Consider the following 14,727-nt stretch of genomic DNA (forward strand, 5'->3'; position numbering starts at 1 on the left):
ATCGCCCTACAACTGGTTGCCGAGTTTGAACTCGCCTTGTTTCCACTCGGGCATCGAGTCCTCGTCCTTGCGGGTGTACGAGAAACCGTCGGCACCGATGGTCACTTCCATCTCGCTGGAGTCGGTGCGCGCGACAACCGGCTGCGGTTTGCCGTCCAGGTCGAGCACGACCGACGCGTCCGTGTACCACGACGGCACGACAGGCGTACCCCACCAGTCACGGCGCTGGTTGTCGTGCACGTCCCACGTCACAACGGGGTTGTCCGGGTCGCCTGTGTAGTAGTCCTGCGTGTAGATCTCGATGCGGTGCCCGTCGGGGTCACGCAGGTACAGGTAGAACGCGTTGGACACGCCGTGCCGCCCGGGGCCGCGCTCGATGCGGTCGGACATGCGCAACGCGCCGAGTTTGTCGCAGATGGACAGGATGTTGTGCTTCTCGTGCGTGGCGAAGGCGACGTGGTGCATGCGCGGGCCGTCTCCACCGGTCATCGCCGTGTCGTGCACAGTGGACTTGCGGCGCAGCCAGGCCGCGTAGGTCGTTCCCTCGTCGTCCTTGATGTCCTCGGTGACGCGGAAAGCCAACGACTCCAGGTACTCCACCGCGCGCGGCACGTCCGGGGTGACCTGGTTGAAGTGGTCGAGCCGGACGATCGCGCCCGGCGTGTGCAGGTCGTAGCGCCACGCCAGCCGTTCGACGTGCTCGACGTCGTGGAAGAACTCGTACGGGAAGCCGAGCGGGTCCTCCACGCGCACCGAGTCGCCGACTCCCTTGGTGAAGCCCTCTTTCCGGCGTTCCACGCGACAGCCCAGCCCGGTGAAGAACGCCTCCGCCTTGTCCAGGTCCTCGGGGGCGCGCACCCGGTAGGAGAACGCCGCGACCGCCGCGACCGGCCCGACGCGCAGGACGAGGTTGTGGTGGATGAACTCCTCGAGGCCGCGCAGGTGGATGGTGGTGTCGTCCTCCTCGGTCACGACCAGGCCCAGCACGTCCACGTAGAAGTGCCGGGACCGCGCCAGGTCGGTCACCACGAGTTCCATGTACGCGCAACGCAGGATGTCCGGCGGCGGTGTACTCATGTCAGGCTCCTTTGCCGAACGTGGGGTTGCGCGGTTCGCCGAGGGTGATGTGCACGGCCTGCTGGTCGGTGTAGAAGTCGATCGACCGGTACCCGCCCTCGTGGCCGAGGCCGGAGGCCTTCACGCCACCGAACGGCGTGCGCAGGTCCCTGACGTTGTTGGAGTTGAGCCACACCATGCCCGCCTGGATCGACTGGGCGAACGTGTGCGCCCGTTTGAGGTCGTTGGTCCAGACGTAGGCGGCCAGGCCGTACTTGGTGTTGTTGGCCAGTTCCAGTGCTTCCCGCTCGGTGTCGAACGGCGTGATCGCGACCACCGGGCCGAAGATCTCCTCCTGGAAGATCCGGGCGTCCGGCTTGACGTCGGCGAACACCGTCGGCGCCACGTAGTTGCCGTCCGGGAGCCCGGCTGGTCGCCCCCCGCCGGCGACCAGCCGGGCCTCGGTCTTGCCGATCTCGATGTAGCTCATCACCTTCGCGTGGTGCTCGGGGTGCACGAGGGCGCCGACCTCGGTCGCGGGATCCTTCGGGTCGCCGACCACGACTCGCTTGGCCTGCGCGGCGTAGCGTTCGACGAACTCGTCGTACACCGGCCGCTGGACCAGGATGCGGCTGCCCGCCGTGCAGCGTTCGCCGTTGAGGGAGAACACACCGAAGATGGTCGCGTCGATCGCCGCGTCCAGGTCGGCGTCGGCGAAGACGACCGCGGGGGACTTGCCACCGAGTTCCATCGACAGGCCTTTGAGGTGCGGTGCCGCGTTGGCGAAGATGATCTCACCGGTGCGGCTCTCGCCGGTGAACGAGATCAGCGGCACGTCCGGGTGTTTCACCAGCGCGTCACCCGCTTCCTCGCCGATCCCGTTGACCAGGTTGAACACGCCCCGCGGCAGCCCGGCCTCCTCGAAGATGCCCGCCCACAGCGACGCCGACAAGGGGGTGAACTCGGCCGGTTTGAGCACCACGGTGTTGCCCGTGGCCAGCGCGGGGCCGAGTTTCCACGACTCCAGCATGAACGGCGTGTTCCAGGGTGTGATCAGCCCGGCGACGCCGATCGGCTTGCGGTTGACGTAGTTGACCTGGTGGCCGGGCACCTTGTACGCGTCGTCCGCCTGCGCGACGACGAGATCGGCGAAGAACCGGAAGTTCTCCGCCGCGCGCCTGGCCTGGCCGAGCGCCTGCGAGATCGGCAGGCCGGAGTCGAAGCTCTCCAGCTCGGCCAGCTGGGCGTTGCGTGACTCGACGATGTCGGCGATCCGGTGCAGCACGCGGGAACGCTCGCGGGGCAGCAGCGCAGGCCACGGCCCGTCGGTGAACGCGCGCCGCGCGGCGGCCACGGCCAGGTCGACGTCCGCCTTCTTGCCCGCCGAGGCTTGGACGTAGGTCTCGTTGGTCACCGGGTCGAGCACGTCGAAAGTGCTGCCGTCGGCCGAGTCGACGAACTGGCCGTCGATGTAGTGCCGGATCCGGTCGGGGAATTCGACGTTCACAGGGTCTCCTCGTACTTCGCGCGCCATTCGGCGTTCGGCGGGAACAGGCCTTCGACCGGGTTGCCCCGCGCGACCTGCCCGGCCACCCACTGGTCTTCTTCTTCCTGCGCCAGAGCGGCTTGCGCGACCTCCGCGGCGAGATGCGGCGGGATCACGATGACACCGTCGGAATCACCGACGATGACGTCGCCGGGCAGGACGGTCGCGCCGCCGCACGCGACGGCGACATCGACGTCCCACGGCACGTGCTTGCGGCCGAGCACAGCGGGATGCGGCCCCAGCGAGAACACCGGCAGCCCGGTCGCGGCCACCGCGTCGTAGTCGCGCACGCCGCCGTCCGTGACCACGCCCGCGGCGCCACGGCAGACGGCACGCGTCGCCAGGACGTCGCCGAGCGTGCCGGACCCCGTCTCGCCACGTGCCTCGATCACGATGACCTCACCGGCGCCGACCGTGTCGAACGTCTGCTTCTGCACGTTGTAGCCGCCGCCGTGGCTGGCCGACAGATCCTCGCGGTTCGGCATGAAGCGCAGAGTCTTCGCCGTGCCGACGATCTTGACGCTCGGGAGGTTGGGCCGGACGCCCTCGATGACGACATTGTTGAGGCCGCGCTTGCGCAGCTGCGCGGACAAGGTCGCCACCGGCGCCTGGCGGAGCTGGTCCCGCAGTTCGTCGGTGAGGGCGAACGGTTCGGGCAGACCGGCTGCCGCGCGTGATCCCCACGCCTCGGCGCGCTGGGTGTCGTCGCTCTTCGGCAGGGCACCGACATCCGAGAACGGTGTCGTGCCCTGGGTGACCGTGGTGACGAGCCGTCCGCTGCTCGCGCCCGCCGCGTCGACCTCGACCTCGACGACATCGCCTGGTTCGAGCACGGTCGAGCCCGCGGGCGTGCCGGTCAGGATGACGTCACCGGTCTCCAGGGTGAGGTGCTGGGACAGGTCGGCCACGAGCCGGGCCAACGGGAAGATCATCCCGGCCGTGGTGTCGTCCTGCTTGAGCTCGCCGTTGACCCAGGTCCTGATCCGGATCGCGGTGGGGTCCACCCCACGCGCGCCGATCAGGCCGGGACCGATCGGGGTGTAGCCGTCACCGCCTTTGGAGCGGACGTTCGAACCGCGGTCCGCCGCCCGTAGATCGTATATCCCAAGGTCGTTGGCGGCGGTGATCGCGGCGACGTGGTCCCATGCCCGCTCCGGCGGCACCCAGCGCGCCGGCGTGCCGATCACCAGCGCGACCTCGCCCTCGAACGCGAGCAGCTCGGTGCCGTGCGGACGTTCGACAACGCCGCCCGACCCGGCCAACGAGCTCGACGGTTTGAAGAAATATGAGGGTTGTGCAGGGCGGCGGCCACGCTGCTCGGCACGGGACGCGTAGCTGATGTGCACCGCGATGATCTTGCCCGGCCGAGTGGGCAGCGGTGTCGTCGCCTGATGGCCGTCCATCACTCTTGCTCCCGCCTTGACGCCAATTCAGACCAGATCGTATATGATCTGTGGGCGGGGTGACAAGCGGGAGATCGGCGTCCTCAGTGCTTCTCGGCGGTCCGGCGCAGGACGTCCCAGACGAACGCCACATCGCTGTGCTCGGTCGGCAACGCGCCGATGGAGACCCGGACCATCCAGCGCCCGTCGAGCTTCGACGGGGTCACGAACGCCGCCCCCGACGCGTTCACGGCGTCGGCCCAGGCGAGGGTGTGCTCGTCGAGCGCCTCGGCGTCCATGCCTTCCGGTTCGTACCGCAGGCAGACGGTCTGCAGGGGCACCGGAGCCAGCACACGCCAGCCAGGCGCGGCTTCCACCTGGTCGGCGAGCCACCGCGCGTTGGCCAGGTCCCGGCGCAGCCGCGCCTGGATCTCCGCGACGCCGTCGAGTCGCAACTGGAACCACAGCTTCAACGCGCGGAACCGGCGGCCGAGCGGGATACCCCAGTCCTTGTACTGCGTGACCGAGCCGTCCACGGTGGAACGCAGATAGGACGGGTTCGTGGACATCACGCGGACGAGGTGTTCCGGGTCGGCCACGTAGAACAGCGCGCAGTCCAGGACCGTGCCCATCCACTTGTGCGGGTTCCACGACAGCGAGTCGGCGCCGTCCAGCCCGTCGACCATCCACCGCATCTCCGGCAACAGCAACGCCGACCCGGCCATGGCGGCGTCGACGTGCACCCAGATGCCGTGTTCCCGGGCGATCGGGATGATCTCGGCCAGCGGGTCGATGGCCGTCGTGCCCGTCGTGCCGACACTGGCCACGATCGCGGCGGGGCGGTTGCCCGCGGCGACGTCCTTGGCGATCGCGTCCGCGAGGGACTGCGGGACCATCGCCCGGGTGCGCGGATCCGTCTCGACCAGGCGGAGGTTTCCGCTGCCGAACCCGGCGAGCGCGACCGCCTTGACGACCGACGAGTGCGCCTGCTCGGTGGTGTACACGGTGAGCGGCGCGGGCTCGGCCTGCAAACCGCCCGCTGTCTCGGAGAACCCGGTCGCGCGTTCCCGAGCGGCCAGCATGGCGACAAGGGCGGCGGTCGACGCGGTGTCGTGGATCGTGCCCTTCCACGTGGCGGGCAGGCCGGTCAGCTCACGCAGCCACTCGACGACCACCTCTTCCACCTCGGTCAGCGCCGGTGCGGACTGCCAGGTGATGCCCAGCGCGCCGAGCCCGGACGTGGCCAGGTCGCCGAGAACGGAACTGAGCGTGGCGTTGGACGGGAACCACCCGAAGTACCTGGGGTGCTGGTTGAGCGTGAGCCCGGGGACGACGACGTCGTCGAGGTCCTTGAGGACCGCGTCGAACGGCTCCGGCGACCGCGGCGGCGCCGACGGCAGTTTGCCCGCCACCTCGCCCGGCTCCACCTGCGCCTGGACCGGCCGGTCCGCCAGCGTGGCGCGGTAGTCGGCGATCCAGTCGACCAGTTCGTGCGCGGCGGCGCGGAATTCCTCAGGGGTCATCTCATAGCCTCGCTCCCGGGACGTGCGGGTTACTCTACAGAAGTAGAACCAAACGGGAAGTGATTCACTGTGCCGAGGCTGGTAGACCACGCGGAACGGCGGCGCGCGATCCTCGAGGTCACCTGGCGCCTGATCGCCGCGAAAGGCGCGGACGCCGCCACGATGCGCGAGATCGCACGGCAGGCGGGGTACGCCAACGGCGCGCTGTCCCACTACTTCCCCAACAAGGAAGCCCTCATCGAGGCCGCGTACGTGTACGTCTCCGAGCAGACCGACGAACGCACCCGCGCCGCGACCGTGGGCAAGCGCGGACTGGCCGCGCTGCGTGCGTTTCTCGTCGAACTCGTGCCGTCCGACGAGATCACCCGCCTCGAAGCGAAGATCGTGCTGCCGTTCTGGAGCCGCACCCTCACCGACGGCAGGCTGGCCCGGACCAACGACGCGCAATTGCAGCGCTGGCGCGATAAGTTGGTGGCATTGATCAAAGAAGGCCGGGAAGACGACGAAGTACGCACGATCGTCGCGAACGAGGTGATCGCGGAACAACTCCTGGCCATGGCCATGGGACTGCAGATACTGGGCCTGCTGCCGGAACACCCGACCAGCCGGGAACTCCAGTTGAGCCTGATCGACACCCACCTCACAGGCCTGAAGAGCCCTGAACCCGGTTCAGGCTAATAACATCCGACCCGACGGCCGATCTGGGACAGGAGAGACCGATGGACGAAACAAGGCCTCGCTACGCCGACGGCCCGTCGGTCGCGGCGGAGGTGGTCGTCGACGCCGCCGTCGCGGACGTGTGGCCGCTGGTCTGCGACATCGCCCTGCCGGCCCGTTTCAGCACCGAACTGCGCGCGGTGCGCTGGCTGGACGACGACACCGCGCCCCGCGTCGGCGCCCGGTTCCAGGGGACCAACGAGCACCCGGAAGTCGGGACCTGGCAGACCGTCTGCACGATCACCGAGTACGTGCCGCATGAGCGGATCACGTTCGTTGTCGAGGATGTCGACAATCCGACTGCTACGTGGCGTTTTGAACTTTCTCCGGCGGGTGGGGGGACTCAGTTGCGGCAGTGGGTGCGGATGGGGCCCGGTCCTTCGTTGCTGAACTACATCATCGACGAGAATCCTGATGATGAGCGTCAGATCGTTGCCGATCGGCTTGCTGATCTTCGGGCTAATATGGTTCGGACTGTTCGGGGTATCAAGGATTTGGCTGAGCAGCTCTGATTTTCGTCTGGCTTGTGGTTTTTTTGTGGTGAGTTCTTGTCGTGCTCGGGTTTTGCTTTTCGTTGTGGTTCAGCACTTTCCGAAGTGGCGGGGCTCTCCACGCCCACAAGCTTACGGCCATCCCCACCCCAGGTAAGATCGGCGCCGCTCCTGGGCTTTCGGGGTCTTTTCGGTGTACCTTTTCGCTTTTGGTTTTTCGTGCTTGGGCTTTTCGTCTGGTTTGCTTGTGGTTCGGTGGTTGTGGTGATCGTGGTGGCCTTTCGGGTTTTCCGGTGCTTTGCGTGCGTGTGCTTCTTCGGGTCTTCTTGGCTGGTTTGCCTGTGGTTGTGTGCGTGCTGTTCTGCTTCGGGTTGCCGGGTTGCCGGGTTGCCGGGTGGTCTTGGGTGCGGTCGTGCCGTTTCGATTTTGCGTGGTTTTGTTCCCTTGTGGCTGCGCTGCTCCCGGGTTCGGTGGTCGCGGGTGTGCCTGTGCCGCTCTGGGGTGCTTGGGTGGTTCGCGTGCGACCATGTCGCTCTGGTTGTCGGGTTTTGCCTCGTGCAACCCTCCGGTGAGTCGATGTGTTTGAGGGGTATGAGCCTGCCGAGCAGGAGCGACGATGACGCTCGCTTCGAAACGTTCGTGGCCCGGTCGAACGGGCCGCTGACTGGGCTGGCGTACCTGTTGTGCGGGGACCGGCATTTCGCCAATGACCTGGTGCAGAACTGCTTGATCAAGCTGTACCGGGTTTGGCCGAAGGTCCAGGAGTCCGCTTCTCTTGACGCGTACGCCCGCAAGATCCTGTTGAGGTGCTGGTTGAACGAGTGGCGTCGGCCGTGGCGCCGCTCCGAGGCGCGGGACGGTGTCGTTCCCGATCGTCCGTCGGTGGAGGGGGAGCCGGAGTCGCGGGTTGACCAAGCCCACCACAACGACGTGCTCCGTACCGCGTTGGCGCGGGTTCCCGCGCGTCAGCGTGCGGCGGTTGTCCTGCGGTACTGGTCGCAGTACTCGGTGGCCGAGACGGCAGCTGTCCTCCGGTGCTCGGAGGGGACTGTGAAAAGCCAGACAGCTCGTGGACTGGCTGCCCTGCGCGCGGCCATGGCTCAGCTCGACACCGCGACACTCGAGGAGTTGCACCTGTGATGGATGACAACCAGCGACTGACACACGGCCTTGAGCAGTTGGCCGACGAGGCCGAGCCGCGTCCAGTGGACGTGCCATCGGTCATCGGCAAGGCCAAGGCGCAGCAGAAGAACCGGCGCGCTGTGCTCGGGGTCGGCGGGGCGACTGCCGTCGTCCTGGCCGGGGCGCTTTTCACCACCGTCCAAGTCAGCGAGACCCTTCCCGTCGTCCCCGGCGTCCGGCCGACGTCCTCGACGCAGGGCACGCAGCCGCAACCGCCGAACCGGCAGCAGGTCCTGCCGATTGTCGACGCTCGATCGCAGAAGCTGGACAGCCAGCTCGTCGCGGCCAAGGCACAGTTGATCCCCGCCGAGTTCACCGCGGGCGACAACCCGGCCAACCCGATCCAGCACCCGCTCAGGTTCAGCGGGTCACCAGGGCCGAAGGGCGAGGTCAACTACACCGCCCAGGCTCTGCTCACCAACGCCCAGGGCACCGCGACCTTCCAGATCTGGGTGCTCAAGAACCAGCCGGGCACTGAGCTCGGCCACTACTACGGTCAGCACTTCGGCCCGTGCGCGCAAGGGGAATCGAACTGCGTGCGCCGGACGCTGCCGGACGGCACTGTGGCGGCGGCACGGCCTGATTCCCGCCCACCCGGGCTGACGCTGAGCAGCGTCATGAGCGCGCAGCGACCGGACGGCACCTACATCCAGGTGGTCACCAACGTGGGGGAGCGGACCTCACCGAAGCCGCTCGCCATCCCGCCGTTCGACGCGGAGCAGCTGTTCAAGTTCGCGACCGCGTTCACCTGGTGACCCACCGGACCGGGAAGACGCGCAGCTGGAGCATCGCGGCGAACCGGGCTTCCGGGTCCGCCAAGTCGATTCCGCTGATCTCGGTCAGCCTGCGCAGCCGGTAGCGGAACGTGTTGGGGTGGACGTGGACCGCCGCCGCGGCGGCCATGACGTCGCCGAACGCGTCAAGCCACGCGCACAACGTGTCCACCAGGTTCGTGTTGTGTTTTTCGTCGTACGCCACAAGGTGCGCGACAGGACCGGTCACCTGCCCGCCCCGGGCGGTGACGAAGTCACGTAGTTCCATGACGAGGGCCTCGACGTACACGTCTGCGAGGCGAGCCACACGGCGGCCGGTCGCATTGCCGGTACGCAACACCTGAACCGCGCGATCAGCGCTCGCGCGAGCCTGCGCCAGTCCCGTCACATCCGTGACGACCGGCCCAATCCCGATATACACAGGTGTTCTGTGGCCGATGCGGTCGAGGAAGTCCGTGGCGACACGGATTCCGTGCCCGTCGTCGCCGCCCGTCACAGGCAGCAGTCCGTACGCCACATCACTGAGCAGTGCTACCGCGCACCGGGGGTGCACTGCGCTCAGGTGCATGGCGAGGCCGTCGGCCAGTCGCTGTCGTTCGTTCAGCTGCGCCGCGTCCACCGCTTGCCCTGGTTGGACTGTCGTCATGGCCAGCACGACCACCGGCAGGTCCGCCAGGCCGAGCCGGGTCATCGCCTCGTGGGCTCCGCCACCGCCTTCCAGCGCGGTGGCGAGCAGGTCACGCCGCAGGCGCCGTTCCACGTCGGCGCCCGCACGGATTCGCAGGAGGTGCAACGCAACGAGGTTGGCTCCGGCACGCAGTGCCTGCGCCCGTTCGGTGCTGAGCGGGCCAGGCACCGCGGCCCAGATCGAGCCGAGGAACTCGTCACCCGCGCGGACGCGTACGGCCACGCGGGGCACGACGAAATCCTCGAGTTCGGCGAGTGGCTTGATGTACACGGGCTCGTCGCTGGTGTACAGCGCGCGGAACACGCCGCTCTCGGTGAGCATCCGGGAGTACTTCGCCGGCACCTGGCGGCCGAGGATCGTCTCCACGCGCGACTGGTCCGCCTCGTCCTGGCGGCCGGAGAACGCCAGGACACGGGAACTGCGGTCCTCGATCGTGATCGGGGCGTCGATCAGCGCCGCGACCGCGTTGGCGACGGCGAACAGGTCACCCAGCGTCTCCGGTCCCGCGTCGCCGACGTCGTCCTCGGCCAGCAGCGACCGCAGCAACGCGGCCAGTTGCGTCCAGGACGCGCCCCTGGCCAGCGCCAGCACGGCCACACCGGACTCCTCGGCTGCCGCGGCGAGTTCGGGCGTCCGCCGCACGGGCGCGCGCAGCACCAAAGCCGAGGCGTGGGACTGGCCCAGCGACCGCAGCAGCGCCACGACATCCGCGGGGTCGTTGACACCCACACCCAGCACCAGCGAGCGCTCGGGCAACGCGGTCTCGTCGAGCGGGTCGTGGATCACGACTCCGCCGACGGCTCCCGGCCTGTCCGCTGTGCCGTGGACCAGTTCGAGCAGCGTCGTGCCCAGGTCGTCGAGCACCCGGCCGAGGCTGGTGTGCGGTCCGCGTGTCATCCCGTCCACTGTCGTTCCTAGGCAGGCAGCCAGTCCACCTTGGACGTTACCTTGTCCAGCTCGGCCGGGTCGGGCGTCACGCCGATCCCCGGCCCCGGCGGCACGGCGAGGTGGCCGTCGTCGAGCACGAACGGTTCGGTGATGTCCGTGCGGTAGTAGCGGTCCGACGCGGACGTGTCGCCGGGCACGGTGAACCCCGGCAACGCGGCCAGCGCCACGTTCGCCGCCCGCCCGATCCCGGTTTCGAGCATCCCGCCCGCCCAGACCGGGACGCCGTTCGCCGCGCACACGTCGTGGATCCGGCGCGCCTCCAGGTACCCACCGACCCGGCCCGGTTTGATGTTCACGATCCGGCACGCGCCGAGCCGGATCGCGTCGGCCGCCGACCGCGCCGACGTGATCGACTCGTCGAGGCAGACCGGGGTCCTGAGCACCTTGGCCAGCTCCGCGTGCCCGAGCACGTCCTCCTCGTCCAGCGGCTGCTCGATCAGCAGCAGGTCGAACGGGTCGAGCCCGGCGAGGTGCCGCGCGTCGGCGACCGTGTACGCGGTGTTCGCGTCGACCTGCAGCAGCACGTCGTCGCCGAACCGCTCCCGCACCGCGCGCACCGGCTCGACGTCCCAGCCCGGTTCGATCTTCAGCTTGATCCGCAGGTATCCGGCGTCGAGGTAGCCGCCGACCGCGTCGAGCAGTTCGCCGATCGAGTCCATGATGCCGACCGACACCCCGCACGGGACACGGTCGCGCACCGCGCCGAGTTCCCGTGCCATGGACCGGCCCTGTGCGCGCAGTTCGGCGTCCAGGACCGCGGTCTCCAAGGCTGCTTTGGCCATCCGGTGGCCCTTGAACTTGGCCAGCGCGGGCCCCACGGCGTTGCCGTCCAGTTCGGGCAGCGCGGCGACCGCCGGGATGAGGAACCGGGTGAGCACGTCGGCGGCCGCGTGGACGTACTCCGACGAGTACAGCGGATCAGACATGGCGACGCATTCGCCCCAGCCCTCGGCCTCGCCGGTCACCGCTCGCAGCAGCAGGACCTCGCGGGTGGTCTCCGTTCCGAACGAGGTGCGGAACGGCGCAACGAGCGGCATGCCGATCAGCCTGAGTTCGACGCCTGCCAGTTTCATCGACTGTCCTTTCTGGTCACCCGGTACCGGCCGGAGCGGTCGAACCCCGTGACGCGGGCGCCTTCCGCGAGCAGCGTGCCGAGCACGTCGCGGACGGCCAACCGCCATCGGCTGGCGGTGGCCGGGTCGCTCACGCGCAACGACTCGATGTCCCGCGGGATGGCCACCAGCAGTTCCGTTCCGGCCATCGTGCCGATGACCGGGCTCTCGTCGCCCGAGCGGTCCAGCGCGATCACGGCGGCCGGTGGATCGCCTGCCGCCGTGATCGGGGAGTCGAGGTCCCAGCACGCGAGCAGCCGGTCGCTCTCGTCGTCGCCGTTGATCCCGTCGCGCATGCCGCCGTAGAAGTTCGGCAGGTACTGGGCCGGTGCGGCGCCGAGCTTGGCGATGTTGAAATACGCGTTGCGGCTGACCAGCGGGTCGAACGTCCAGTGGATCTCGGTCAGCCCGCGCCGCAGCGCCCACGAGCGTTGGTGCAGCTTCAACGCGAAACCGACACCGCGCCGCGTCACGGCACCGGACACGCCGGCGACGTGGCTGTGCAGCACGACTTTCCCAGTCATACCGAGGAACCCGACGCACGCCCCGACCATCTTGTCCCCGTCGAACGCCCCGGCCACGTAGTTGCCCGCCTTGGTCAAGGCGCGCAACAGTTCCGTCGTCACCGGCGGGTTCGACGGGTCGGGCCGCCAGATCTCGTCGAACAGGTGGTACACGCTGTCCAGGTCGGCGAGGTCGGTGAGCTCACGGACAACCACCCCGGCTGCCCGTGCCGCGGCCTCGCTGTCGAACGGGTCGGTCACTTCGCGGTCCCCTCGAGCAGATCGGCGATCAGGGCCGCGACCAGGTCCGTCCGGCCGGGCAGTTCGGACACGAGCACGTGTTCGTCGTCCGCGTGCGCCCCGCCGCCGACGGCACCCAGCCCGTCGAGCGTCGGGATTCCCATCCCCGCGGTGAAATTGCCGTCCGAGCCGCCGCCGACGGCCGTGCTCGTCAACGGCGGCAACCCGAGTTCCGCGGCCAATGTGGACGCCCGCGCGAACAGGTCCGCTGACGCCGTCGTTTCCAGCGGCGGACGGTTCGGCCCGCCGAGGACCTCCAGCTTCGCGCCGTCCAGCACAGGCGTGAGCTCCTTCATCGCCGCGTCGACCCGTTCCTGCTCAGCCACGGTCCGTGCCCGCACGTCCACCGCGACCTCACCCAACGCCGGAACAGTGTTGGTCGTGGTCCCGGCCGACAGCAGCGTGGGCGTGACGGTCGTGCCCAGAGCGTCGTCGCCCAGCTCGTTCACCGCCAGGATCTGCTGTGCCAGTTCCACCGTCGCGTTGACGCCCCGCTCAGGTTCCAGGCCCGCGTGCGCGGCCAGACCGTGCGCCCGGACGGTGTACCACGAGCCACCTTTGCGTTCGGTCTTCAACGCCCCGCCGTCGGCGGACGCCTCCAGGACGAGCGCCGCGACACAACCCCGCGCCTCGGCCTCGATCAACGCCCGCGAACTCGGCGAGCCGATCTCCTCGTCGCCCGTGATCAGCAACGTCACCCCGGCGCGGTCGGCCAGACGGGCGATGGCGTGGAATGCCATCACCACACCGGCTTTCATGTCGAAACACCCCGGTCCACGCATCACGCCGCCGGTCACGTCGAACGGGTGCGTGGCCAACGTACCCAACGGCCACACCGTGTCGTGATGGCCCAGCACGAGCACACGGGCAGGCCCGTCGCCGAAACGCCACCGCAGATGCGTGCGCCCGTCCACCACGATCCGCTCAGGCTCGGCCCCCACCAGCCGTGTGCCCACGCGCGCGACCACGTCCGCGCTGGCGGCGACGGCGGCCAGGTCGGTCGACGGCGACTCGCACGTCACCAGTTCCTCGATGTCGGACACCATGTCCATGTCAGCTCACTTTCGGTGTGGCACGGGCCTCGTGGTGCACGTACCGCTCGCCCGTGGCGAGGTCGTAGAACGTTACCGGCATCCACGCGCCCACGGCCGGTTCCATGACCAGGAACTGGTCCTCGTCCACCGGCACCATCGTGTACTCGTGCACTGTGTCGGGCAGCATCTCGGCCAGCGGCCCGGTCACGGTCGTCCGCAGACGCAGACTGTCGCCGTCCCTGAACACCTCCATGCTTGTGCTCGCCCGTTCGTACGTGCCGACATGGCGGTCCAGGCCGACCCTGACCGGCCGCGCGGGCGGCCGGAGCGGCTCGGGCATCCGGACACCGGCCAGTTCGGCGAAGATCTCCCGGAAGAGGTCCTCGTAGTCGTCGCGGTCGGCCTCGGCGTCCGTGGTGCGCAGGACGTGGAGGCATCTGTCCCCGTCCGGTGACAGGGCTGGGTGCCCCGGCACAGCGAAAGTCGGCACGTCGTCGACGCGCGGGTGTGTGCTCACCCCACAACCCTGCCCTGCCTGGTCGCGGCTGTCTTCGTCGCTTGTGACAAGGTCTGCGCGGCCACCTCGTAGGCCGCTCCAAACGTTGGGGCTGTGCGAAGACCGCGAACGCGGGTCCACGGCGGGCGGATGAACGACGAGTTCGGCTCGGTGCTGCCCGCTGGCCGGACCGAATGCCTCGAACCGGATCCGCGCTCGCACGAGGGCTACCACCGGCTCTACGTCCTCAATGGACGGCTACGGGTGGTGCTCGGTGAGCAGGATCTCGTGCTCGCCGCCGATGAGGTGGTCGAGTTCGACACCCACCTGCCGCACTGGTTCGGCAACGCCGATGAGCCACCGGCGGAGCTCCTGGCCATCCTCGGCCCGCGGGGTGAGCGTTTCCACATCAGGGGAGCGCTGCCGGCGTGACTGACGAACGCCTGGTCGCGGCGGTCTGAGCGCTGCCAGGCCGGGGTGACACGCAAGAACGTTCGATTCTTATTCTTGAATCATTCCAGAAAACAGGGCAGACTCTGGACGTGCCCACGACTTCGGACTTCGAGCGACTGTTGCGCGACGCCGCGTTGCGTGTGACACGCCCTCGGATAGCCGTGCTGTCCGCGGTGCACACCCACCCCCACGCCGACACCGATTCGATCATAGGGGTCGTGCGTGACGAGCTCGGTGGGGTATCCCACCAGGCTGTCTACGATGTGCTGCGCGCGTTGACTACCGCGGGTCTGCTCCGGCGCATCGAGCCACCGGGCTCAGTCGCACGTTACGAGGCCCGGGTAGGGGACAACCACCATCACGTCGTCTGCCGGTCGTGCGGAGCCATCGCCGACGTCGACTGCGCCGTGGGTCCCGCACCCTGCCTGACCGCCTCCGAGGCCCACGGCTTCGTCATCGACGAGGCCGAGGTCGTCTACCGGGGCCTGTGCCCCGACTGTTTGCTCGCACCCAGTTCCTGAAC

Annotated in this window: 15 protein-coding genes; 6 read left to right on the plus strand and 9 right to left on the minus strand. The window is 68.6% G+C overall.

Annotation, left to right across the window (positions count from 1 at the left end):
• Window positions 1–6 precede the first annotated feature (6 nt).
• The 4 genes from hpaD to AOZ06_RS21970 all read right to left on the minus strand — a co-directional run bounded on the left by hpaD (window position 7) and on the right by AOZ06_RS21970 (window position 5,507).
• On the minus strand, window positions 7–1,077 hold the full coding sequence (gene hpaD / locus AOZ06_RS21955) for a 3,4-dihydroxyphenylacetate 2,3-dioxygenase (protein ID WP_054291123.1): 1,071 nt from the start codon (window positions 1,075–1,077) through the stop codon (window positions 7–9).
• Between the two features lies 1 nt (window position 1,078).
• Entirely contained in the window at window positions 1,079–2,590 is a 1,512-nt protein-coding gene (gene hpaE / locus AOZ06_RS21960; RefSeq protein ID WP_054291124.1) for a 5-carboxymethyl-2-hydroxymuconate semialdehyde dehydrogenase, read from the minus strand.
• Window positions 2,560–4,005: a fumarylacetoacetate hydrolase family protein gene (locus AOZ06_RS21965; RefSeq protein WP_054291125.1), complete on the minus strand. Its 1,446-nt coding sequence runs from the start codon at window positions 4,003–4,005 to the stop codon at window positions 2,560–2,562. The genes hpaE and AOZ06_RS21965 overlap by 31 nt, the downstream gene beginning before the upstream one ends.
• Before the next feature lie 83 nt (window positions 4,006–4,088).
• Entirely contained in the window at window positions 4,089–5,507 is a 1,419-nt protein-coding gene (locus AOZ06_RS21970) for a pyridoxal phosphate-dependent decarboxylase family protein (RefSeq protein WP_054291126.1), read from the minus strand.
• 69 nt (window positions 5,508–5,576) lie between these two features.
• On the opposite strand from AOZ06_RS21970, the gene AOZ06_RS21975 reads away from it, so the two are divergent.
• The 4 genes from AOZ06_RS21975 (at window position 5,577) to AOZ06_RS21990 (ending at window position 8,652) form a co-directional block, all read left to right on the plus strand.
• A complete protein-coding gene (locus tag AOZ06_RS21975) occupies window positions 5,577–6,185 on the plus strand; it encodes a TetR/AcrR family transcriptional regulator (protein ID WP_054291127.1) in 609 nt (202 codons plus the stop codon).
• A gap of 41 nt (window positions 6,186–6,226) precedes the next feature.
• Complete coding sequence (locus AOZ06_RS21980) at window positions 6,227–6,736, plus strand: SRPBCC family protein (protein WP_054291128.1); 510 nt, start codon at window positions 6,227–6,229, stop codon at window positions 6,734–6,736.
• Window positions 6,737–7,306: 570 nt separating this feature from the next.
• On the plus strand, window positions 7,307–7,855 hold the full coding sequence (locus AOZ06_RS21985) for an RNA polymerase sigma factor (protein ID WP_054296818.1): 549 nt from the start codon (window positions 7,307–7,309) through the stop codon (window positions 7,853–7,855).
• Window positions 7,855–8,652, plus strand: a complete 798-nt coding sequence (locus AOZ06_RS21990; RefSeq protein ID WP_054291129.1) for a hypothetical protein — start codon at window positions 7,855–7,857, stop codon at window positions 8,650–8,652. Before AOZ06_RS21985 ends, AOZ06_RS21990 begins: the two co-directional genes overlap by 1 nt.
• Here the strand turns inward: AOZ06_RS21990 and AOZ06_RS21995 are convergent.
• From AOZ06_RS21995 to AOZ06_RS22015, 5 genes are read right to left on the minus strand one after another with little or no spacing between them, the layout of a single operon-like run.
• Complete coding sequence (locus AOZ06_RS21995; RefSeq protein WP_054291130.1) at window positions 8,642–10,255, minus strand: PucR family transcriptional regulator; 1,614 nt, start codon at window positions 10,253–10,255, stop codon at window positions 8,642–8,644. The genes AOZ06_RS21990 and AOZ06_RS21995 overlap by 11 nt on opposite strands.
• A 17-nt stretch (window positions 10,256–10,272) precedes the next feature.
• Window positions 10,273–11,379: an o-succinylbenzoate synthase gene (gene menC / locus AOZ06_RS22000; protein WP_054291131.1), complete on the minus strand. Its 1,107-nt coding sequence runs from the start codon at window positions 11,377–11,379 to the stop codon at window positions 10,273–10,275.
• A complete protein-coding gene (locus AOZ06_RS22005; RefSeq protein WP_054291132.1) occupies window positions 11,376–12,182 on the minus strand; it encodes a GNAT family N-acetyltransferase in 807 nt (268 codons plus the stop codon). Before AOZ06_RS22005 ends, menC begins: the two co-directional genes overlap by 4 nt.
• Entirely contained in the window at window positions 12,179–13,267 is a 1,089-nt protein-coding gene (locus AOZ06_RS22010) for a M20 family metallopeptidase (protein WP_218922126.1), read from the minus strand. Before AOZ06_RS22010 ends, AOZ06_RS22005 begins: the two co-directional genes overlap by 4 nt.
• 7 nt (window positions 13,268–13,274) lie before the next feature.
• On the minus strand, window positions 13,275–13,772 hold the full coding sequence (locus AOZ06_RS22015) for a hypothetical protein (protein WP_054291134.1): 498 nt from the start codon (window positions 13,770–13,772) through the stop codon (window positions 13,275–13,277).
• A 129-nt stretch (window positions 13,773–13,901) separates the two neighbouring features.
• On the opposite strand from AOZ06_RS22015, the gene AOZ06_RS22020 reads away from it, so the two are divergent.
• Together AOZ06_RS22020 and AOZ06_RS22025 are read left to right on the plus strand one after the other, a co-directional pair.
• Entirely contained in the window at window positions 13,902–14,183 is a 282-nt protein-coding gene (locus AOZ06_RS22020; protein ID WP_083471839.1) for a cupin domain-containing protein, read from the plus strand.
• 110 nt (window positions 14,184–14,293) lie between these two features.
• A complete protein-coding gene (locus AOZ06_RS22025; RefSeq protein WP_054291135.1) occupies window positions 14,294–14,725 on the plus strand; it encodes a Fur family transcriptional regulator in 432 nt (143 codons plus the stop codon).
• Window positions 14,726–14,727: the final 2 nt, after the last annotated feature.

It is taken from the genome of Kibdelosporangium phytohabitans, assembly GCF_001302585.1.
In the GTDB taxonomy this organism is placed as follows: Bacteria; Actinomycetota; Actinomycetes; order Mycobacteriales; family Pseudonocardiaceae; genus Kibdelosporangium; species Kibdelosporangium phytohabitans.